Annotated in this window: 17 protein-coding genes; 12 read left to right on the top strand and 5 right to left on the bottom strand. The window is 71.1% G+C overall.

The annotated features are described in order from the left end of the window. The first annotated feature begins 63 nt into the window (after positions 1-63). On the top strand, positions 64-771 hold the full coding sequence (locus ACZ561_RS25775; protein ID WP_470999246.1) for a class III extradiol dioxygenase subunit B-like domain-containing protein: 708 nt from the start codon (positions 64-66) through the stop codon (positions 769-771). Between the two features lie 106 nt (positions 772-877). On the opposite strand, the gene ACZ561_RS25770 is transcribed toward ACZ561_RS25775, so the two are convergent. Then, complete coding sequence (locus ACZ561_RS25770) at positions 878-1,132, bottom strand: antitoxin (RefSeq protein ID WP_329115105.1); 255 nt, start codon at positions 1,130-1,132, stop codon at positions 878-880. A gap of 50 nt (positions 1,133-1,182) precedes the next feature. Continuing rightward, positions 1,183-1,470, bottom strand: coding sequence for a hypothetical protein (locus tag ACZ561_RS25765; protein ID WP_470999244.1), 288 nt, complete (start codon positions 1,468-1,470; stop codon positions 1,183-1,185). Between the two features lie 182 nt (positions 1,471-1,652). Between ACZ561_RS25765 and miaA the strand changes: the two genes are divergently transcribed. From miaA to hflX, 6 genes are all read left to right on the top strand, one after another. After that, positions 1,653-2,591, top strand: a complete 939-nt coding sequence (miaA, locus tag ACZ561_RS25760; RefSeq protein ID WP_470999242.1) for a tRNA (adenosine(37)-N6)-dimethylallyltransferase MiaA — start codon at positions 1,653-1,655, stop codon at positions 2,589-2,591. Between the two features lie 107 nt (positions 2,592-2,698). Further along, complete coding sequence (locus ACZ561_RS25755) at positions 2,699-3,163, top strand: hypothetical protein (RefSeq protein ID WP_470999339.1); 465 nt, start codon at positions 2,699-2,701, stop codon at positions 3,161-3,163. A 118-nt stretch (positions 3,164-3,281) separates the two neighbouring features. Beyond that, positions 3,282-4,178 carry a diaminopimelate epimerase gene (dapF, locus tag ACZ561_RS25750; protein ID WP_470999240.1) on the top strand — a complete coding sequence of 299 codons (897 nt, stop codon included), beginning with the start codon at positions 3,282-3,284 and terminating at the stop codon, positions 4,176-4,178. A 140-nt stretch (positions 4,179-4,318) separates the two neighbouring features. Then, positions 4,319-6,463: a RelA/SpoT family protein gene (locus ACZ561_RS25745; RefSeq protein WP_470999238.1), complete on the top strand. Its 2,145-nt coding sequence runs from the start codon at positions 4,319-4,321 to the stop codon at positions 6,461-6,463. Between the two features lie 115 nt (positions 6,464-6,578). Further along, positions 6,579-8,072 carry a M1 family metallopeptidase gene (locus tag ACZ561_RS25740; RefSeq protein ID WP_470999236.1) on the top strand — a complete coding sequence of 498 codons (1,494 nt, stop codon included), beginning with the start codon at positions 6,579-6,581 and terminating at the stop codon, positions 8,070-8,072. A 118-nt stretch (positions 8,073-8,190) separates the two neighbouring features. Then, positions 8,191-9,684, top strand: a complete 1,494-nt coding sequence (gene hflX / locus ACZ561_RS25735) for a GTPase HflX (RefSeq protein ID WP_470999234.1) — start codon at positions 8,191-8,193, stop codon at positions 9,682-9,684. Between the two features lie 104 nt (positions 9,685-9,788). On the opposite strand, the gene ACZ561_RS25730 is transcribed toward hflX, so the two are convergent. Further along, positions 9,789-10,949: a trypsin-like serine peptidase gene (locus ACZ561_RS25730; protein WP_470999232.1), complete on the bottom strand. Its 1,161-nt coding sequence runs from the start codon at positions 10,947-10,949 to the stop codon at positions 9,789-9,791. A gap of 154 nt (positions 10,950-11,103) precedes the next feature. Then, positions 11,104-12,279, bottom strand: coding sequence for a trypsin-like serine peptidase (locus tag ACZ561_RS25725; RefSeq protein ID WP_470999230.1), 1,176 nt, complete (start codon positions 12,277-12,279; stop codon positions 11,104-11,106). A gap of 320 nt (positions 12,280-12,599) precedes the next feature. On the opposite strand from ACZ561_RS25725, the gene ACZ561_RS25720 reads away from it, so the two are divergent. From ACZ561_RS25720 to ACZ561_RS25700, 5 genes are all read left to right on the top strand, one after another. Then, positions 12,600-14,063, top strand: coding sequence for a diaminobutyrate--2-oxoglutarate transaminase family protein (locus ACZ561_RS25720; protein WP_470999228.1), 1,464 nt, complete (start codon positions 12,600-12,602; stop codon positions 14,061-14,063). 39 nt (positions 14,064-14,102) lie between these two features. Continuing rightward, positions 14,103-15,998, top strand: coding sequence for an IucA/IucC family protein (locus ACZ561_RS25715; RefSeq protein ID WP_470999226.1), 1,896 nt, complete (start codon positions 14,103-14,105; stop codon positions 15,996-15,998). Between the two features lie 88 nt (positions 15,999-16,086). Continuing rightward, positions 16,087-16,800, top strand: a complete 714-nt coding sequence (locus ACZ561_RS25710; RefSeq protein WP_470999224.1) for a GNAT family N-acetyltransferase — start codon at positions 16,087-16,089, stop codon at positions 16,798-16,800. A gap of 61 nt (positions 16,801-16,861) precedes the next feature. After that, the gene (locus tag ACZ561_RS25705; protein ID WP_470999222.1) at positions 16,862-18,667 is read left to right on the top strand and encodes an IucA/IucC family protein; all 1,806 of its coding nucleotides are present in this window, start codon (positions 16,862-16,864) and stop codon (positions 18,665-18,667) included. A gap of 37 nt (positions 18,668-18,704) precedes the next feature. Further along, a complete protein-coding gene (locus ACZ561_RS25700) occupies positions 18,705-20,678 on the top strand; it encodes an ATP-dependent DNA helicase (protein WP_470999220.1) in 1,974 nt (657 codons plus the stop codon). A 107-nt stretch (positions 20,679-20,785) separates the two neighbouring features. On the opposite strand, the gene lexA is transcribed toward ACZ561_RS25700, so the two are convergent. Beyond that, positions 20,786-21,577 (bottom strand): transcriptional repressor LexA, encoded by a 792-nt coding sequence (gene lexA / locus ACZ561_RS25695; protein WP_329115078.1) that lies wholly within the window; start codon positions 21,575-21,577, stop codon positions 20,786-20,788. Between the last annotated feature and the right edge of the window lie 449 nt (positions 21,578-22,026).

The raw sequence follows: 22,026 nt of genomic DNA, 5'->3' as shown, positions 1-22,026 counted from the left end.
GTCACCGAACCCGTTCCGGCTCGGTGGCGGGGGACCGGAGCACGTCGCAGTAGGCTGCGGATCATGCTTGTCGCCGCAGCTGTGTGCCCCTGTCCTCCCCTGCTCGTGCCCGAGGTGGCGGCCGGAGCCGCCGGTGAGCTCGACGCAGCCCGTACAGCCTGTTCCGACGCCGTCGGGCTGCTCGCCGCCTCTCGGCCCGATCGCCTCTATGTCGTCGGCCCCGCCGACGAGAGTGCGCGCGGACCCTTTCCCGCCGGTTCGGCCGGCAGCTTCGCGCCCTTCGGCGTCGACCTCTCCGTCACGCTCGGCGACGGACCGGCCGGAGAGCGGCGGCTGCCCGCCTCCCTCGCCGTCGCCGCCTGGCTCCTGGAACGCACCGACTGGGCCGACGCCCCCGTCGAGGGGCTCGGCGTCGGCGAACCCCTGGAGCCCACGAAGTGCGTCTCCACCGGCCGGGAGCTGGCCGCCACGGCCGACCGCGTCGCGCTGCTCGTGATGGGCGACGGCAGCGCCTGCCGGACCCTCAAAGCACCCGGCTATCTGGACGAGCGGGCCGCCGCGTTCGACGCGGAGGCCGCCCGGGCCCTGGGCGCCGCGGACGTGGACGCGCTCCTGGCGCTGGACGAGAACCTCGCGTACGAGCTCAAGGCTGCCGGCCGGGCCCCCTGGCAGGTCCTCGCGGGCGCCGCGGAAGGCGCGGGCCTCGACGGGAGGCTGCTGTACGAGGACGCGCCGTACGGCGTCGGCTACTTCGTGGCCGCCTGGTCGTAGACCGCTTCGGAGACGGCTCTCCGGAACACGAAACGGCGGACGGCCGCGGAGCTGAGTGCTCCGCGGCCGTCCGCCGTGCGGAGGGACCGTCAGGTGACGCAGTGCGTCAGGCGGCCGGCGGCGGGGTCGGGCCTTCGCCCTTCGGGCCGTCGTCCTTGTGGGCGATCCGGTCAAGGGCGCCCTTGGCCTTGCCGGTGCCCGATTCGATCTTGGCGCTGTACTTGCCCTTGGTCTTCTCGTCGACGAGCTTCGCGGCCTTGTCGACGCCGTGCTCGATCTTCTCCCCGTGCTGCTGCGCGAGATCGGAGACCTTGTCCTTGGCCGGGGCGAGCTTGGCCTTCAGTGAATCCAGGAGACCCATGGGTCACCTTCCCTCCGGTCGGTCCGTATGCCGTGCCTTGTATCCAGGCGCTACTTCCGGGCGCTCTCGCCGGCCTCGTTGTCCGCGGCCGCCTCGACCGACTGCTGCTTCGGGATCTCCACCGACTCGACCACGTCCACGACATCGGCCGTCTCCGCGGTCTCGCCGGCCCCGGCACCCTCCGGCGCCTCGGTCTCGGAGTCCCCTGCGTCGAGCGCGGACGCCTCGGCCTTCTCCGCGTCCTCCTGCGTCTCCGTCGGAGCGACGACCTGGGCCTCCTCCGTTGACGCCTCGGCAGCTTCCTTGCCCTTACGGCGAAACATTGCAAAAACGCCCATTACCACTCCATAGCGTACTCGTGTGGGAGAAGCCCCGCGGCGCCTGGGGCGCCCTCTTGCGCCACCCGGCGCAGCCGGTACGGAAACCGGCGGTCGGAACCTCGCAACTGGCAACGAACCCGGATGCGGGCCGTCACGTCGCTCATTCGGGGACCCGCCGAGAGGTTTGCGAGACTGGGGCGGTGAGAAGTGCAGCTCCCGCCCCGCGGGTCATCGCCGTCGTCGGTCCCACTGCGGCCGGAAAGTCCGATCTGGGTGTATTTCTGGCCCAGCAGTTGGGCGGCGAGGTCGTCAACGCCGACTCGATGCAGCTCTACCGAGGGATGGACATCGGAACCGCCAAGCTGACGCTCGATGAGCGTGGTGGCATCCCGCATCACCTCCTCGACATCTGGGACGTGACGGAGGCGGCCAGCGTCGCCGAGTACCAGCGCCTCGCACGCGCGGAGATCGACCGGTTGCTCGCCGCGGGCCGTACGCCCGTCCTGGTCGGCGGCTCCGGCCTGTACGTGCGCGGCGCCATCGACGCCCTCGAGTTCCCGGGCACCGACCCGGCCGTACGAGCCCGCCTGGAGGCGGAGCTGGAGGAGCGGGGCTCGGGTGCCCTGCATCTCCGCCTCGCCGCGGCCGACCCCGAGGCCGGGCGGGCGATCCTGCCCAGCAACGGCCGCCGCATCGTCCGGGCGCTCGAGGTCATCGAGATCACGGGCAAGCCCTTCACCGCCAACCTGCCCGGGCACGACTCGGTCTACGACACCGTGCAGATCGGCGTCGACGTGGAGCGCCCCGAGCTCGACGAGCGGATCACCACGCGCGTGGACCGGATGTGGGAGGCCGGGCTCGTGGCGGAGGTGCGCACCCTGGAGGCGCAGGGGTTGCGGGAGGGGCGCACGGCCGCACGTGCGCTCGGCTACCAGCAGGTGCTCGCGGCGCTCGCGGGGGAGTGCACCGAGGACGAGGCGCGCACCGAGACCGTGCGCGCCACCAAGCGCTTCGCGCGCCGTCAGGATTCGTGGTTCCGGCGCGACCCGCGCGTTCACTGGCTGAGCGGTGCGGCAGAACACCGGCGGGAACTCCCCCGAGAGGCGCTGGCGTTGGTCGAACGAGCGGTTACAGCCTGATCACGTGATGGCATCGGGACGCCATGCCCGTCATTCCAGTGGTCTTCGGCGTGCCATCATCGAGCATCGATCGACCAAGTGGAGTCCGAGTGGGAGGGCGCGTGGCGATGGAGGCCGGCCCTCGCGACAGAGAACAGAACGACGCGATCCGGGGCGAAGCCCCGGGTGACGCGCCCGGTTTGAGCCCGGACGGTCCGGACGACGCCGAAGGCACCGCCGTCGAGGTCGACGCCGACGAGGTCGAGGTCGAACTGCGGCCCCAGCGACGTCTGCGGATCTGGCAGCTGGCGCCCATCGTGGGTCTCGCCGCCGTCGGCTCGCTGATGTTCGCCTTCCCCCTCGCCTTCGGTTCCGGTGAGGGCGGCGCCGTCGTCGCCATGCTCGGTCTGCTGATCAGCTCCTGCGCGGCGGGCTGGGGCATGATGGCCGCCCGCAAGGTCGGTCACACCTGGCCCGGCCTCCCGGCCCGCGGCTCCGGTGAGCGGCCGAACTGGCGGGTGATCGCCCTGTACGTGTTCTTCAGCGCGCTCCTCGTCGTCCTGGCCGTCTGGCGCGTGGCCCGCCTCCGCTGACCCCGCCGCCCGGGCGCCTTACAGCCCTGTCGGCCTGCGTCCCGGCCGCCCGGCACGCCGTCGCTCGCTCCGTGGACCGTCGAGGACCTTGTCGGACCCGACCCGTACAGTTGATCCCGTGACCACCACGCAGACCTCGCCGCTCGCATTCCTCAAGGGCCACGGGACCGAGAACGACTTCGTGATCGTCCCCGACGCCGACAACGCCGTCGAGCTGCCCGCAGGGGCCGTCGCGCGGCTGTGCGACCGACGGGCCGGTGTCGGCGGCGACGGGCTGCTGCACGTGGTCCGCAGCGCCGCCCACCCCGAGGCCAGGGCCATGGCCGACGAGGCCGAGTGGTTCATGGACTACCGCAACGCGGACGGTTCTGTCGCCGAGATGTGCGGCAACGGCGTCCGTGTCTTCGCCCGCTACCTGCAGCACGCCGGACACGTCACGGCCGGCGAGGTCGCCGTCGCCACCCGCGGCGGGATCAAGCGGGTCCACCTCGACAAGGACGGCTCCGTCACCGTCTCCATGGGGCGCGCCCGCCTTCCCGAGGACGGCGTCGTCGTCACCGTCGACGGCCGCAGCTGGCCCGCACGCAACGTGAACATGGGCAACCCGCACGCCGTGGCCTTCGTCGACAGCCTCGACCACGCGGGCAACCTGTTCACCGAGCCGCCGTACGCCCCCGCCGAGGTCTACCCGGACGGCGTGAACATCGAGTTCGTCGCCGACCGAGGCCCCCGCCACGTCGCGATGCGCGTGCACGAGCGCGGCGCCGCCGAGACCCGTTCCTGCGGTACGGGCGCGTGTGCCGTCGCCGTGGCAACCGCCCGCCGGGACGGCGCCGACCCTGCCGTGATCGGGATGCCCGTCACGTACACCGTGGACGTCCTCGGTGGCACGCTGATCATCACCGAGCACCCCGACGGCGAGATCGAGATGACCGGCCCGGCCGTCATCGTCGCCGAGGGCACGATCGACCCGTCCTGGCTCGGCGCCGGAGAATTCGAAACAGTCAACGACTGATCCGTCGCTCGAATGGGTGATCCGCTTCACGCTGGGCGAGAGCGTGACTGCGCCACGTGGTGGGGTCGGTAGCATCAAGCACCGGCCCGGCAGGCACGCCTTGCCCGCCCACCGCCGGTCGACGCCGCCGGAGGTGCCCCATGAGCGCAGAGGCCACCAATCCCGTGAGCGCAGCGGAGGCCACCGGCCCCGACGCTCCCAGCCGCAGGCGCGCCCGTCCGAGGATCGACCTCCGCAGGCTGGGCCGCGCCGCTCTCCTCGGTCCCACCACCAGGGACCGGCTGCTCGACGCCATCGGGCACGTCGCCGAGGCGCACCGCGCGCACCATCCCGACGCCGACCTCGCCGTGCTGCGCCGGGCGTACGTCCTCGCGGAGTACTCGCACCGCGGACAGTTCCGCAAGAGCGGCGAGCCGTACATCACCCACCCGCTCGCGGTCACCCTGATCCTTGCCGAACTCGGAGCCGAGACCACGACCTTGACCGCCGCCCTGCTCCACGACACCGTCGAGGACACGGAGGTGACGCTCGATCAGGTTCGCAAGGAGTTCGGCGACGAGGTCGCCTATCTCGTCGACGGCGTCACCAAATTGGAGAAGGTCGACTACGGAGCAGCCGCCGAGCCGGAGACCTTCCGCAAGATGCTCGTCGCCACCGGCAACGATGTCCGGGTCATGTCGATCAAGCTCGCCGACCGGCTCCACAACATGCGCACCCTGGGCGTGATGCGACCCGAGAAACAGGTCCGGATCGCCAAGGTCACCCGCGACGTCCTCATCCCGCTCGCCGAGCGGCTCGGTGTCCAGGCGCTCAAGACCGAGCTGGAGGACCTCGTCTTCGCGATCCTCCACCCCGAGGAGTACGAAGCGACCCGGGCGCTGATCGCCGAGAACACCGGCGCGGGCGACGCGCTCGCCGCCATCGCCGACAGCGTCTCCGCCGTCCTGAGGGACGCGGACATCGCCGCCGAAGTCCTCGTCCGGCCACGGCACTTCGTCTCCGTCCACCGTGTCCGCCTCAAGCGCGGTGACCTGCGGGGCAGCGACTTCGGGCGGCTCCTCGTCCTCGTGGGCGAGGACGCCGACTGTTATGCGGTCCTCGGGGAACTCCACACGTGTTTCACCCCGGTGATCTCCGAGTTCAAGGACTTCGTCGCCGCCCCCAAGTTCAACCTGTACCAGTCGCTGCACACTGCCGTCGCCGCCCCGGACGGTGCCGTCGCCGAAGTCCTCATCCGTACGCACCAGATGCACCAGGTCGCCGAGGCCGGCGTGGTCGCGCTCGGAAACCCGTACACCCCTCCGGCGGGCGGTGACGGCCCCGAGCCGGCCGACGACGGGGAGCGCGTCGACCCCACCCGCCCCGGCTGGCTCTCCCGGCTCCTCGACTGGCAGCAGGCCACCCCCGACCCCGACACCTTCTGGACCTCCTTGCGCGCGGACCTCGCGGAGGACCAGGAGATCACCGTCTTCCGCGCCGACGGCAGCGCCCCTGGCAAGATCAGCCTCCCGGCCGGCGCGAGCTGCGTCGACGCCGCCTACGCTCAGCACGGCGACGCCGCCCACGGCTGTCTCGGCGCCCGCGTCAACGGGCGCCTGGCCACGCTCAGTACAGTGCTGAACGACGGCGACACCGTGCAGCTGCTGCTCGCCCAGGACGCCACGTCGGGGCCGTCCCCCGAGTGGCTGGAGCACACCCGTACCCCCGCCGCGCGCATCGCGATCACCGCCTGGCTCCAGGCACACCCGGAAGCCGTGAGAGCGCCCGAGGCCGATCCCCGGCCATCGGTCTCCTTCGCCGCCGATCGGCGCTCGGGCGCCAAGCTCCACGCCGACCTGCCGGAGGCAACCGCGACCGACGCCGTCGTACGGCCGGCCGGCTGCTGCACCCCCGTACCGCCCGACGAGATCACCGGCTTCCAGGTCCGTGGTGGATCCGTCACCGTCCACCGCACCGGCTGCGCCGCCGTCGACACCATGAGGCGGCTCGGGCGCGCTCCGGTCCCCGTCCACTGGGGCGACACCGCCGAGTGCCGTGTGACGCTCGTCGCCGAGTCCTTCGGCCGCCCCCGCCTCCTCGCGGACCTCACCGAAGCCATCGCCACCGAGGGCGTCGCCGTTGTCGCCGCGACGGTCGAGCCCCCCAACGAGCAGCGGGTCCGCCACACGTACACCCTGCAACTTCCCGACGCGGCAGGGCTGCCCGCCCTGATGAGAGCCATGCGGGACGTGCCCGGGGTGTACGACGTGAGCCGCGCCCGGCACCCCGCCTCGCACGAGGAGTGACGTCGGCGCGCATGACGGGCAGCACGCCGGTGACGTCAGCACGGCGGTGACTCCTTCGGGTGGCGGGCGAGCGCGCCGCACGGGGGAGCGGCGCGGGCACTGGTAGCCGTAGCCCATGCCGTTCACACCCCGAAATCGCTCCCCACGCGCGCGTTGGCTGCGTTCCGCCGTCCTGGTCGCCGCCTCGGCCGGGCTCGTCGCCGCCTCCCTTCCCGCACCCGCGCCGCTCGGGATCGGAGACCCGCTCTTCCCCCACCTCGGCAACCCGGGCTACGACGTCCTCTCGTACGACATCGATCTCACCTATCAGGGCAAGAACACCGAGCCGCTCGCTGCGGTGACCCGGATCGACGCCCTCGCCACCGCCGACCTGGAGCGGATCAACCTCGACTTCACCCACGGCAAGGTCTCCTCGGTCACCGTCGACGGCGAACCGGCCGACTTCGTGACCACCGGCGAGGACCTGGTGATCACACCCGCCCAGCCGACCGAGGACGGCGACCCGCTGACCATCGCCGTCACCCACACCAGCGATCCCAGTGGCCCCGCCGACACCGGCGGCTGGGTCCGCACCGGCGACGGTCTCGCCATGGCCAACCAGGCCGACGCCGCCCACCGGGTCTTCCCCTCCAACGACCATCCCGCCGACAAGGCGTTCTTCACCTTCCGGATCACGGTCCCCAGCTCGCTGACGGCAGTCGCCAACGGCCTCCCGGTCGATCAGAAGGCCGACGGGACCACCACGACCTGGACGTACCGCACGACCCACCCCATGGCCACCGAGCTCGCCCAGGTCTCCATCGGCCGCACCACCGTCGTCCACCGGACCGGACCCCACGGGCTCCCCCTGCGGGACGTGGTGCGCACCGCCGACCGTGAGCTCATGGAGCCCTGGCTGAAGCGCACCCCCGGCCACATCGAGTGGATGGAGCGCCAGGTCGGCCCCTATCCCTTCGAGACGTACGGACTCCTGGTGGCCGACGCCGACACCGGATTCGAGCTGGAGACCCAGACCCTTTCTCTCTTCGAGAGAAGGCTCTTCACCGAGCCCGCGTATCCGGAGTGGTACGTCGACTCGATCATGGTCCATGAGCTGGCCCACCACTGGTTCGGCAACAGCGTCTCGCCCCGCACCTGGTCCGACCTGTGGCTCAACGAGGGGCACGCGAGCTGGTACGAGGCGCTGTATGCCGAGGAGACGGCCAAGCAGTCCCTGGAGCAGCGCATGAAGGCCGCCTACGCGGCCTCCGACACCTGGCGTGCCGGCGGTGGACCGCCCGCCGCCCCCGAGCCGCCCACACCCGGCCAGAAGATCAGCCTCTTCCGGCCCGTCGTCTACGACGGCAGTGCCCTGGTCCTCTACGCCCTCCGTCAGGAGATCGGCAAGGAGGCCTTCCAGAGCCTGGAACGCCGCTGGGTGAGCGAGCACGCCGACTCCACCGCCACCACCGCCGACTTCACGGCGCTCGCCTCCGAGATCGCGGGGCGTGACCTCACGTCGTTCTTCGCGGGCTGGCTGTACGCGGAGAAGACCCCGCCGATGCCCGGGCACGCGGACTGGCGCTCCCTCCCGGCCACCAAGGCCCGCAGCGCCGTAAAACCGGGGTGACGGGCCACGCCGGACCGTGTCACCATCGTCAGGTCGACGACGCGGTCGGCCCGGGAATCTTTCCGTGCCGTCACACGTTGTGATCGACGCAACCACTTTCCATCGACGTAAGGATCAAATGACCTCCTCTTCATCCCCTTCCCAGGACGAGCAGAGCTTCGCGGAGACGAGCCGCACCGAGAGCCTTCGGGCCGATGCCCTGATGGAAGAGGACGTCGCCTGGAGCCACGAGATCGACGGAGAGCGGGACGGCGATCAGTTCGACCGCTCCGAGCGCGCGGCCCTGCGGCGCGTGGCGGGCCTCTCCACCGAGCTCGAGGATGTCACCGAGGTCGAGTACCGGCAGCTGCGCCTCGAGCGCGTCGTGCTGGTCGGCGTATGGACCTCGGGGACCGTCCAGGACGCGGAGAACTCCCTGGCGGAGCTCGCGGCCCTCGCCGAGACGGCGGGTGCCCTGGTGCTCGACGGCGTGATCCAGCGCCGTGACAAGCCGGACCCGGCCACGTTCATCGGTTCCGGCAAGGCCCGTGAGCTGCGGGACATCGTGCTCGAATCCGGCGCCGACACCGTCGTCTGTGACGGCGAGCTCAGCCCCGGCCAGCTCATCGCCCTCGAAGACGTCGTCAAGGTGAAGGTGGTCGACCGGACCGCGCTCATCCTCGACATCTTCGCCCAGCACGCCAAGTCCCGAGAGGGCAAGGCGCAGGTCGCGCTCGCGCAGATGCAGTACATGCTGCCGCGACTGCGAGGCTGGGGTCAGTCGCTCTCCCGCCAGATGGGTGGCGGCGGCGGTGGCGGCATGGCCACCCGTGGTCCCGGTGAGACCAAGATCGAGACCGACCGGCGTCGGATCCGCGAGAAGATGGCGAAGATGCGCCGGGAGATCGCGGAGATGAAGACCGGCCGCGACATCAAGCGGCAGGAGCGGCGCCGTCACAAGGTTCCCTCGGTCGCCATCGCCGGTTACACCAACGCCGGCAAGTCCTCGCTGCTCAACCGGCTGACCGGTGCGGGAGTGCTGGTGGAGAACGCGCTGTTCGCCACACTCGACCCGACCGTGCGCCGGGCCGAGACGCCCAGCGGCCGGGTGTACACCCTGGCCGACACCGTCGGGTTCGTACGGCACCTGCCGCACCACCTGGTCGAGGCGTTCCGCTCCACGATGGAGGAGGTCGGCGACTCCGATCTGATCCTGCACGTGGTCGACGGTTCGCACCCGGCTCCGGAGGAGCAGCTCGCGGCGGTACGCGAGGTGTTCCGCGACGTCGGCGCCGTGAACGTGCCGGAGGTCGTGGTCGTCAACAAGGCGGACGCGGCCGACCCGCTCGTTCTGCAGCGGCTGATGCGGGCCGAGCGCCACGCGATCGCGGTCTCCGCCCGTACGGGCGAGGGCATCGAGGAGCTGCTCGCGCTCATCGACGCCGAACTGCCGCGGCCGCAGGTCGAGATCGAGGCACTCGTGCCGTACACGCAAGGCGGTCTCGTCTCCCGCGTCCACGCCGAGGGCGAGCTGCTCTCCGAGGAGCACACCCCGGAGGGCACGCTGCTCAAGGCGCGTGTGCACGAAGAGCTGGCGGCGTTCCTGACGCCGTACGTACCGGCCGCTCACTGACCGGTTCGCTCATATGCGGAAGGCCCCGCCCCCCTCATCAGGGGGCGGGGCCTTCCGCATGTCGTACGCCGGTCTCCGCCGGCGTGGGCATCAGTGCCGTGGGGTCAGCGGGCGAACTTCTTGCTCACCATCTCGTGCGCGTCCTTCGCGCCGCGACCCAGCAGCGGTCCGGCCAGCCAGCCGTTGCCGCCGGCCGGGCCGATCGAGGTGTTCGACACCAGCGCGGTCGTCCCGTTGGGCAGCGCACGGAACCAGCCGCCGCCGGACGAGCCACCGGTCATCGTGCATCCGATGCGGTACATGGTCGGCGTCGCCGGTGCCGTGGTGAGCCGGGTGGCCCGGTCCAGGCACTTGTGCATGATCAGACCGTTGTACGGAGGCGCCGCCGGGTAACCCCAGGCTCCCACCGTCCCGGCCTGCGCGGGCGCGGGCGCCGAGAAGTCGATCGGCAGCGCGGCGCCGACGGTCTCCTCCAGGGACTTCTTCCCACGGGCCGGCTGGACGTGCAGCACGGCGTAGTCGTACGGCCAGGCGGCCTGCGACCCGCCACGCTGGATCCACTCGCCCGAGGTCACGGCCCAGTCGGCCCAGTACTGGCCGTACGGCGCCTCCTCGTGCGGCTGGGCGTTGCGCAGCGCGGCCGGCGACTTGCCGAGGTCGTTGTACGCCGGGACGAAGGTGATGTTGCGGTACCAGCCGCCACGCTGACCTGCGTGGACGCAGTGACCCGCGGTCCACACCATGTTGGACTTCCCGGGCCGACGCGGGTCCTTCACGATCGTGCCGGAGCAGACCATATGACCCTGGGGCGAGTCGAAGAAGATCTTGCCGACCGGCGCCGCGTTGCGGTGGTACGGCGTCTTCTCCCGCTGGGCCTGGACGGGGCGCGGCGTGGGGTCGCTGCCCCCGGAGCCCGCCGTCGTGGCCATCGTCTGGTCCGGGCTCTTCGCGGACTGCATCCGCTGGGAGTCCCAGAGCCCGTCGATCACCGGGTTGACGAAGTCCTCGGCCTCACGGAGCCACGTGTCCGTGTTCCAGTTCTTCCACTCGCCGTTCTTCCACTTGTCCGGGTCGACGCCGTGCTTCTTCAGCTTGTCGGCGAGATCCTTGGGAAGAGCGGCATCGCCGCCTCCGGTGGCGGGAGCGCTCGTCTCCGCCGCGGGCTTGTCGGCCGCCGGTGTCTCGGTCGGGCCGCAGGCGGTGGCGGTCAGCGCGAGCGCTGACGCCAGCGCGGCGAAGGCCGGTATGAGTCGTGTGGAACGCATGCGTTGAGATCCCCCAGATGATGTTTCCGCGTCCGGGCGACGCCACGGACCGAATGCCACGGTCGAAGTTGCCATGGACGCGTCACTTGCGGTGCACAGTATGCCCGTAGGAAAAGGGCGGGACCCCGCAGGGTCCCGCCCCTCGGCCGCCGTTCTAGCGGCCGGCGAACTTCTTGCTGACCTCGTCGTAGACGCCCTTGGCCTCGGCGCCCAGGCGCGGACCGGCCAGCCAGCCGGCCGTCACCGGGCCGATCGAGGTGTTGGACACCAGCGCGGGCTTGCCGTCCTGCCCCGCGGCGACCCAGCCACCGCCGGACGAACCACCGGTCATCGTGCAACCGATTCGGTACATCGTCGGCTGCTCCGCCTTCACCGACAGACGGCCCGGCTTGTCCTGGCACTGGAACATCGTCTGACCGTCGAACGGCGGGCCCGCCGGGTAACCGGTCGCCGTCATGCTCGCGATCTTCGACACCGCGGGAGCGTTGAACTCCACCGGAAGCGCCGAACCGACCGTCTCCTCCAGCGACTTGCCCGTGCTGCCCTTCTCCGGCGTCACATGGATCACCGCGAAGTCGTACGGAGCGCCCTGACCGCCCGTCGCCGCACCCTGGGAGATCCACTGCTCGGATGTCTGCGCCCAGTCGCCCCACCACACGCCGTACGGAGCGACCTGCTCCCGCGTCGCGTTCTCCAGCTTCGCGGTCGACAGGGCGCGGTCGTTGTACGAGGGGACGAAGGCGATGTTGCGGTACCAGCCGCCCTTCTTGCCCGCGTGCACGCAGTGACCCGCGGTCCAGACCATGTTGGACTTGCCGGGGTTGGCCGGGTCCTTCACGACCGTGGCCGAGCAGACCATCGAACCCTCGGGACCGTCGAAGAACACCTTGCCCGCCTCGGGGGCGTTGGAGTGGTACGGCGACTGCACACCCTTCGCCCTGACCGGCGCGGGGGTCGGGTCGGTGACACCGTCGTCGCCCGAGATGTCCTCCTCCTCGACCGGCTTGTCGGGCCGCTGGGCGTCCCGCATCCGGTCCGGGTCCCAGAGGTCCTCGATGATCGGGTTGACGTAGTCCTTCGCCTCACGAAGCCACTTGTCGCGGTCCCAGTTCTTCCACTCGCCGTTCCTCCACTTGTCCAGATCGATCCCGTGCTCCTTGAGCCGGTCCTTGAGATCGTCCGGAATCGTGATCTTGTCGCCGGTGGACGGACTCGCGGAAGCACTGGGCTTGTCTCCCGCGTTCTCCTCGGTCGGGCCGCAGGCCGTCGCCGTCAGCGTCAACGCCGCGACGGCGGCTGCCGCGGCCAGCAGCGGACGAATCGATCGCATCTCGTGATCCCCCTGGGACTACGTCAACTTGTGCATGAGTGAACTGTGGTGGCGCCGTGACCGGCGCCGATGTGCGCCCCCACTATGCCGGTGCCCGGTGGGACGGCGCGCGGCAGGTCCGCGGTTCCGGCCCCCGCGCGGCCGTTGCCAGGTCGTGATCCCCACCGTCTCAAGGATCTTGGGATTTTCCCGTGATCCTTGGCAGCCCTCGTCGTTGGTACGTACGGGGGACACATATGGAGCGTTCAGCGACGCCGTTCGCGCGGCGGAGCAACGTACCGATGTGCAACGCAACTGTTACAGCGGGAGGACACCGAGCCGTGGCCGTGACCGAACCAGCTCCGGCCGTACCGCCGGCCGCGCAGGCGCACCAGCGGGATCGGAGGGCGGGTGAAGGGGGCGCAATTGAAGGCATCCTGCGTCGCCAGTCGCTGCGCGAATCGGCGGCGCGCACCTATGCGCGCTCGCTGCCGATCGTTCCCGTACGGGCCCGGGGACTGACCATCGAGGGCGCGGACGGCCGGCGATATCTGGACTGCCTGTCCGGCGCGGGGACCCTGGCCCTCGGGCACAACCACCCGGTGGTCCTCGAAGCCATCAGGAAGGTCCTCGACTCCGGAGCCCCCCTGCACGTCCTGGACCTCGCCACCCCGGTCAAGGACGCCTTCACCACCGAGCTGTTCGCCACGCTGCCGGCCGCACTCGCCCGCGACGCGCGCATCCAGTTCTGCGGACCCGCGGGCACGGACGCGGTCGAGGCCGCCCTCAAACTCGTTCGCACCGCCACCGGCCGACGCGGCCTGCTCAGCTTCACCGGCGCCTACCACGGCATGACGGCGGGAGCCCTCGACGCCTCGGGGGGTGCGACGGACGTACGGGTCACCCGGCTGCCCTATCCGCAGAACTACCGCTGCCCCTTCGGCGTCGGCGGCGAACGAGGAGCCGAACTGTCCGCGCGCTGGACGGAGAACCTCCTCGACGACCCCAAGAGCGGGGTCCCCACCCCCGCCGCGATGATCCTCGAACCAGTCCAGGGCGAGGGCGGCGTGATCCCCGCACCGGACGCCTGGCTGCGCCGGATGCGGGAGATCACCGCGGCCCGCTCCATCCCACTCATCGCCGACGAGGTCCAGACGGGCGTCGGACGCACCGGCGCCTTCTGGGCCGTGGAGCACAGCGGCATCGTCCCCGACGTCATGGTCCTCTCCAAGGCCATCGGCGGCTCCCTCCCGCTCGCGGTCATCGTCTACAGGTCGGAGCTCGACGCCTGGGAACCCGGCGCCCACGCGGGCACCTTCCGTGGCAACCAGCTCGCCATGGCGGCCGGAGCGGCCACTCTCGCGTACGTACGGGAGCACCGGCTCGCCGACCGGGCGGCCACCCTCGGTGCCCGGATGCTCGGACGGCTCCAGGGCCTGGCCGCGGCACACCCCTGCATCGGAGATGTGCGCGGCCGGGGGCTGATGATCGGCGTCGAGCTGGTGGACCCGGACTCCGAAGAGCCGGGCGACCTCGGCGCCACCGTCCCGCCGGCCGACCCCGCCCTCGCGGCCGCCGTCCAGCGGGAATGCCTCGACCGCGGTCTCATCGTCGAACTCGGCGGCCGCCACTCGGGAGTCGTACGCCTCCTCCCTCCGCTCACCCTCACCGACGAGCAGGCGGAAGCCGTCCTCGACCGTTTCGCCGACGCCCTGGCCGCAGCCGAAGGCGTCCACCGCCCAGCTCCTCACGCCCGCGGTACGCGTCTCGGCAACGACACCGGACCGACCGGACCGTCCCACTGATTCCGGACCGAATCCGGACACCCTCACAAGGAAGCCCCCGTGAACGCCAGCCCCGCATCCGAAGCGTCCGACACCGGCAGCGCCGCACGCGGCCCGCTCACCGTCGAACCGGCCACCGTCCCCCGGCAGCACGTCGGCCCGTACGACCCCCAGCCCGCCCCCGCTCCGCACGCACCCGTCAACATCGATGCGGCCGTGGGCAGTACGGCGGCCCGGATGGACCACCTCGACGACCCGGACGCACACCGCGCCGCCGACGCCGCGACCATCGAGAACCTGCTGCGCTGTTGGGTACGCGAGAAGAACCTTCCCGCCCCCGAGTCCACGACCCTCCGCATCCCCCTCGAAGCCAGCGGCACCGCCCTCCTCGTCCCCGTCCTCTACTGGTCGCCGACGGGATGGCATCGCTTCGGGCCTCCCGCCCTCGAAGGACTGCACCCCACCGCTCCCACCGCCGACGCCGTCACCGTCGCCGCCCTCCTGAGCCGCGAGACCGGCCGCCCCGAAGGAACCGAACTCGTCGGCCGCGTCGCCGACTCGACCCGCCGCACCGCCGAGTTCATCACCGAGCGCCGTCGCCGCCCCAACCCCGGCCCCGAAGCGGACCTCTTCCTCACCGCCGAGCAGTCCCTGCTGCTCGGCCACCCCATCCACCCCACCCCCAAGAGCCGTGAAGGGCTCTCGGAAGCCGAGGCCAGGCTCTACTCACCCGAGCTCCACGGCTCCTTCCCCCTGCACTGGATGGCCGTCGACCCCACGATCCTCGCCGCCGACTCAGCCTGGACCGAACAGGGCCGCCCGGTCACCGCGGCCCAGCTCGCCACCGGCCTCGCCGAAGGTCTGGAACTGCCCTCCGGCACAGTGCCGTTGCCCCTCCACCCCTGGCAGGCGCGCGAGCTGTCGCACCGCCCCGCCGTCGCCGCCCTCCTGGACGCCGGCCTGCTCCACGACCTCGGTCCCCACGGCGCCACCTGGCACCCCACCTCCTCCGTCCGGACTGTGCACCGACCCGGCGCCCGGACGATGCTCAAGCTCTCCCTCGGCGTACGCATCACCAACTCCCGTCGCGAGAACCTCCGCAAGGAACTCCACCGTGGCGTGGAGGTCCACCGGCTGCTCCGCACCGGGCTCGTCGACCAGTGGCAGGCCGCCCACCCCGGCTTCGACATCGTCCGCGACCCCGCCTGGCTCGCGGTCGACACCCCGGCAGGCGAACCCATTCCCGGACTCGACGTCATGGTCCGCCACAACCCCTTCGCCGCCGGGGACGACGCCGTCTGCATCGCCGCCCTCACCGCGCCGCGCCCGTGGCCCGGCACCACGCGGATGCGCTCCCGCCTCGCCGACATCGTCACCCGCCTCGCCGCCCGCACCGGCCGCCCCACCACGGCCGTCGCCGCGGAGTGGTTCCTGCGCTATCTCGACCAGGTCGTCCGCCCCGTGCTCTGGCTGGACGGCCACGCGGGCGTCGCCCTCGAAGCCCACCAGCAGAACACCCTGGTGCTCCTCGACGCCGACGGCTGGCCTGTCGGCGGCCGCTACCGCGACAACCAGGGCTACTACTTCCGCGAGTCCCGCCGCGACGAGCTGGAGAGCCGGCTCCCCGGCATCGGCACCGTCAGCGACACGTTCGTCTCCGACCAGGTCACCGACGAGCGATTCGCCTACTACCTCGGCATCAACAACGTCCTCGGCCTCATCGGAGCCTTCGGCGCCCAGCGTCTCGCCGACGAACGCGTCCTGCTCGCCGGCTTCCGCCAGTTCCTCGCCTCCGCCACCGGCCTCGGCTCCCCGCTGCCGCACCGGCTCCTGGAAGCCGCGACCCTGCGCTGCAAGGCCAACCTCCTCACCCGCCTGCACGGCCTCGACGAACTCGTCGGACCCGTCGACACCCAGTCCGTCTACGTCGCCATCACCAACCCCCTCCGTTCCTGAGGACACACCCCGCACCCACCCCGACCACCCGCCCACCGCCCGGCCGAAAGACCACGATCCGAACCGAACCGCCGAGAGGAGCGTCACCATGCCCCCCACCGATGCGAGCACCGACCCAGGAGCCGGCTCCCGACCACCGACCGACACGGGCGGTGAGGACACCCTGGACCTGCACCTCGCGGACGAACTCGTCGCCCTGCTCGCCACCGACGGCACGGCGACAACGTTCGGCGACCTCCTCGACGACGTCGCCACCTGGGGTCCGGCGGCCACCTCTGTCGGCTCGTTCCACCTCGTACCAGTGCGGATCGAACGGGACCTGGCGCTCCTCACCCGCTGGATGAACGACCCGGCGGTGGCCGCGTTCTGGGAGCTCGCTGGCCCGGAGTCGGTGACCGAGTCCCACCTCCGCGCCCAACTCGACGGCGACGGGCGCAGCGTGCCCTGCCTCGGCGTCCTCGACTCCACACCGATGAGCTACTTCGAGATCTACCGCGCCGACCTCGACCCGCTCGCCCGGCACTATCCCGCCCGGCCCCATGACACCGGCATTCACCTCCTCCTCGGCGGCGTCGCCGACCGCGGCCGCGGAGTCGGCACCACACTGCTACGAGCAGTCGCCGACCTCGTGCTCGACCACCGGCCTCGCTGCACGCGAGTCATCGCAGAACCCGACCTTCGCAACACCCCCTCCGTCTCGGCCTTCCTGAGCGCCGGCTTCCGGCTCTCGGCGGAAGTCGACCTTCCCGACAAACGAGCCGCGCTCGTGGTCCGTGACCGCGCCCTTCGTCACGTCCTGTGAACGCCTCCCTGCCTTACATACACCGCTCGACCCACAGCGGTTCCCACCCAGAGGAGTCCCCGTGCCGTCGTCCCCTGCCACCCATGACTCCGCGCTGCTCACACCCCCCGAGCTGACTGCCGCGGCCTGGACCAGGGCCGCAGCGCGCCTGCTCGCCAAGACCATCGGTGAGTTCGCGTACGAGGAGATCGTCGAGCCCGTCTCCGCCGACCCGGAGACCGACGCCGCCGACGACCCCGACCGCTATCTCCTGCGGCTCGACAACGGCTCGACACTCACCTTCACGGCCCGCCGCGGCGCGTACGGAAGCTGGCGGGTCGCTCCCGACTCCCTCGCCCTCGACGGGCAGCCGATGACCGACCCCCTCGACTTCCTCGTCCGGGCCCGCAGGCTCCTCCGTCTCGACGGCGCCACCCTCGGCCATCTCATCCGCGAGTTCACCACCACCCTCGCCGCCGACGCCCGCCTCGACCGGACCGCGCTGACGGTCGACCGGCTTGCCGATCTCGGATACGCCGAACTCGAAGGCCACCAGACCGGGCATCCGTGGCTCGTTCTCAACAAGGGCCGGATCGGCTTCTCCGCGACCGACGCGGCCCGCTGGGCGCCCGAGGCGCGCCGTGCCACTCGGCTCCCCTGGATCGCCGTGAGCACCGACCTCGCCGCCTACCGCGGCGTCCCCGGCCTCGACACCCCGGACCGCCTCTACGAGGGCGAGCTCGACGCCGACACCCGCGAGACCTTCCACAGCACGCTGCGGGCCCGTGGGCTCGACCCCGAGACGTACCTCCTCCTGCCCGTCCACCCCTGGCAGTGGGACGAGATCGTCCTCCCGCTCTACACCCCCGCCGTCGCCGCCGGAGCCATCGTGCCGCTGCCGGCCGACGGGGACCTCCGGTTGCCGCAGCAGTCCATCCGCACGTTCCTCAACACGAGCCGGCCCGACAGGCACACCGTCAAGCTTCCGCTGTCGGTCCTCAACACCCTCGTCTGGCGCGGCCTCCCCACGGAGCGGACCCTCGCCGCCCCCGCCGTCACCTCCTGGGTCCACGGGCTGCGTGACGCCGACACGTTCCTGCGCGACGAGTGCGGGGTGATCCTGCTCGGCGAAGTAGCCTCCGTCACGGTCGAGCACCCCCTCTACGACCGGCTGCCCGAGGTCCCGTACCAGTACAAGGAACTCCTCGGCGCGATCTGGCGCGAACCCCTCAGGCTCCCGCCCGGCGAGCGCGCCCGCACCCTCGCCTCCCTGCTCCACACCGACCCGGACGGCCGGGCGTTCGTCGCCGAACTGGTCGAGCGCTCCGGGCTCGCGCCGAGGATCTGGCTCCAGCGTCTCTTCGCGGCCATGCTGCCGCCGCTGCTGCACTTCCTTTACCAGTACGGCACCGTGTTCTCCCCGCACGGAGAGAACGCCATCGTCGTCTACGACGACCAGGACGTCCCCGTACGGCTGGCGATCAAGGACTTCGTCGACGACGTGAACATCAGCGCCCGGCCGCTGCCCGAGCACGACGCGATGCCGGACGATGTCCGGGCCGTCCTGCTCACCGAGGAGCCCGACTTCCTCACCCAGTTCATCCATTCAGGGCTCTTCGTCGGGGTGTTCCGCTTCCTGGCTCCCCTGTGCGAGGAACAACTCGCCGTGCCGGAGGGAGACTTCTGGACGCTGGTACGCACCGAGATCCTTCGCCACCAAGCGCGCTTTCCAGAGCTGAAGGAACGGTTCGAGCTCTTCGATCTCCTCACACCCCGGATCGAGCGACTCTGCCTCAACCGCAACCGTCTGCACCTGGACGGCTACCGCGACCGCCCGGAGCGGCCCCATGCCGCCGTCCACGGGACGGTCCCGAATCCGCTCGCGTGATCCGACTGTCAGTACCGCGCCGTAGGCTGGACGCGCTATGACGAAGCCATCCCTCCCCGACCTCCTCCACGCCGCCGTCTCCGCCGTCGGCGGTGTGGAGCGCCCCGGCCAGGTCACCATGGCCGAAGCGGTGGCCGAGGCCATCGACGACAGCTCCCACCTCCTCGTCCAGGCCGGCACCGGCACCGGAAAGTCCCTCGGCTATCTGGTGCCGGCGCTGGCGCACGGTGAGCGCGTCGTGGTGGCCACGGCCACCCTCGCGCTCCAGCGGCAGCTGGTCGAGCGTGATCTTCCGCGGACGGTCGACGCACTGCACCCGCAGCTGCGTCGACGCCCGGAGTTCGCCATGCTCAAGGGGCGGTCGAATTATCTCTGCCTGCACCGCCTCCACGAGGGCGTACCCCAGGAAGAGGAGGACGGCCTCTTCGATCCCTTCGAGGCCGCGGCCCCCACGAGCAAGCTGGGACAGGACCTGCTGCGGCTCCGCGACTGGTCGGACGAGACGGAGACGGGAGACCGGGACGATCTGACGCCGGGCGTCTCCGACCGCGCATGGGGGCAGGTGTCGGTCTCCTCCCGGGAGTGCCTGGGGGCGAGCAAGTGCGCGTACGGCGCGGAGTGCTTCGCCGAGGCGGCCCGCGAGCGCGCCAAGCTCGCCGAGGTCGTCGTCACCAACCACGCCCTGCTGGCCATCGACGCGATCGAGGGCGCCCCGGTGCTGCCCCAGCACGAGGTGCTGATCGTCGACGAGGCCCATGAGCTCGTCTCCCGGGTCACCGGCGTCGCCACTGGCGAGCTCACCCCCGGCCAGGTCAACCGGGCGGTCCGCCGTGCCGCGAAGCTCGTCGACGAGAAGGTCGCCGACCAGCTCCAGACCGCGGCCGAGGGCTTCGAGCGGCTGATGGAGCTCGCCCTGCCGGGCCGCCTGGAGGAGATTCCGGAAGACCTGGCGTACGCGCTGATGGCGTTGCGTGATGCTGCTCGCGCTGTCATCACGGCGCTCGGCTCCACGCGCGACAAGTCCGTCCAGGACGAGGACGCCGTCCGCAAGCAGGCGATGGCGTCCGTGGAGACCGTCCACGGTGTCGCCGAGCGGATCACGATGGGCTCCGAGTACGACGTCGTCTGGTACGAGCGCCACGACCGTTTCGGAGCCTCCTTGCGGGTGGCGCCGCTCTCTGTCTCGGGGCTGCTGCGAGAGAAGCTGTTCGCGGACCGGTCCGTGGTCCTCACCTCGGCCACGCTCAAGCTCGGCGGTGACTTCAACGGGGTGGGAGCCTCCCTGGGGCTGGCCCCGGAGGGCACTCAGGGCGATGACATTCCGGTGTGGAAGGGCATCGACGTCGGTTCGCCGTTCGACTACCCCAAGCAGGGCATCCTCTACGTCGCCAAGCACCTGGCCCGCCCCGCGCGGGACGGCGATCGCGGCGACATGCTCGACGAGCTGACCGAGCTGATGCAGGCCGCCGGCGGCCGTACGCTCGGCCTTTTCTCCTCCATGAGAGCCGCTCAGCTCGCGGCCGAGGAGCTGCGCTCCCGTATCCCCGACTTCCCGATCCTGCTCCAGGGCGAGGACACACTCGGCGAGCTGATCAAGAACTTCTCGGCCGAACCGCAGACCTGTCTTTTCGGCACGCTCTCGCTGTGGCAGGGAGTGGATGTCCCCGGCGCCAGCTGTCAGCTGGTCGTGATGGACAAGATTCCGTTCCCGCGCCCCGACGACCCGTTGATGAGCGCCCGCCAGAAGGCGGTGGAGGACGCCGGGGGCAATGGCTTCATGGCCGTCGCGGCCACGCACGCGGCGCTGCTGATGGCCCAGGGCGCCGGCCGTCTCGTGCGGGCGACCGGGGACCGTGGTGTCGTCGCCGTACTCGATCCGCGGCTCGCCACGGCCCGGTACGGCAGCTACCTGAAGGCTTCGCTGCCCGACTTCTGGTACACCACGGACCGCAATCAGGTGCGCAAGTCACTGGCGGCGATCGACGCCGCTTCGAAGGCGGCAGGGGTCTGAGAGCCGGCCGGGGTCCTGCCGCATCGGCAGGACCCCGGAGGGACACAGCAGGGCCCCGGGACCGGCGCAGTGGGTCCCGGGGCCCGGTCGGAGCCGGCGTGGTGGTGTCACACCCGCCGCAGTACCGCGACGACCTTGCCGAGGATGGTGGCCTCGTCGCCGGGGATCGGCTGGTAGGCCGCGTTGTGCGGCAGCAGCCAGACGTGGCCGTCCTCGCGCTTGAAGCGCTTGACCGTGGCCTCGCCGTCGAGCATGGCCGCCACGATGTCGCCGTTCTCCGCGACCGGCTGGCGGCGCACGGTGACCCAGTCGCCGTCGCAGATCGCGGCCTCGATCATCGAGTCTCCGACGACCTTCAGAACGAACAGCTCACCGTCGCCCACCAGCTGCCGGGGGAGCGGGAAGACGTCCTCGACGGACTCCTCGGCGAGGATCGGGCCACCGGCGGCGATGCGGCCGACGAGCGGCACGTACGACGCGGCAGGCTTGCCGGTGGTGTCCGTCGGCTGCGTGCTGGGCTGGTCGGAGCCGCGTACCTCGTACGCCCGGGGACGGTGCGGGTCCCTGCGCAGGAAGCCCTTGCGCTCCAGGGCCATCAGCTGGTGTGCCACGGAGGAGGTGCTGGAGAGGCCGACCGCCTGGCCGATCTCTCGCATCGACGGCGGGTAGCCGCGCCGCTGGACCGAGTCGCGGATGACCTCGATGACCCTCCGCTGGCGGTCCGTGAGGCCGGAGCTGTCCGCCCTGATCCCTGGAGGTCGCCCGGGCAGCGAGCGCGTAGGTCGGCCTGGCTCCCCGTCCCCGTTCATGGCTGCGTCATTCATGGCATGCACCGGCTCGAGTCGGCCCTGGGAGCGGTCCTGGGCAGTGATGGTGGCACTGTCTGCGGTGGTGGTCACGTCGGCGGCCCCTCTCGAATGGTCTCCCTGGCTGGCACAACGGTAGTGGCTTTCGAAAGGTTGCGCCAAACACACGTTCGAGTGAAAAATCGCAGATTGCCTTACGTGTATGCGTAGGTGGGTGTATACGCAGACCCCGGTTGCGGTGGCAATTCGGTCATTACGGTAGCGTTCGTCGCCGAGCCGCCTGGGAGCGGGGGTGCCTTCCCAGTGTGGCACTCCTGGGGCCGGAATCGGCGGCGGCGCGCGCCTCCCGTACCCTCGTGCCCGGTCGCGGGCGCGCCGGACGCGCGACACGCGCGAAGTGCCGGAAACGCGAGCCAACCCCAGATCTAGTGGTTGCATGGCATCAGCCACCTACAAGTTGTGGTCCCCGGTCTATCGGCGGTGCCCGCATCGCCTATGCTGGTGGTCGCTTCGAGGGGCCTTGACGGGCTCGGCGAGGCTAT

This window comes from Streptomyces sp. NPDC039609, from assembly GCF_055596705.1.
The sequence above is the reverse complement of the archived record's forward strand: the minus strand, read 5'-3'. Positions and strand labels throughout refer to the sequence as shown.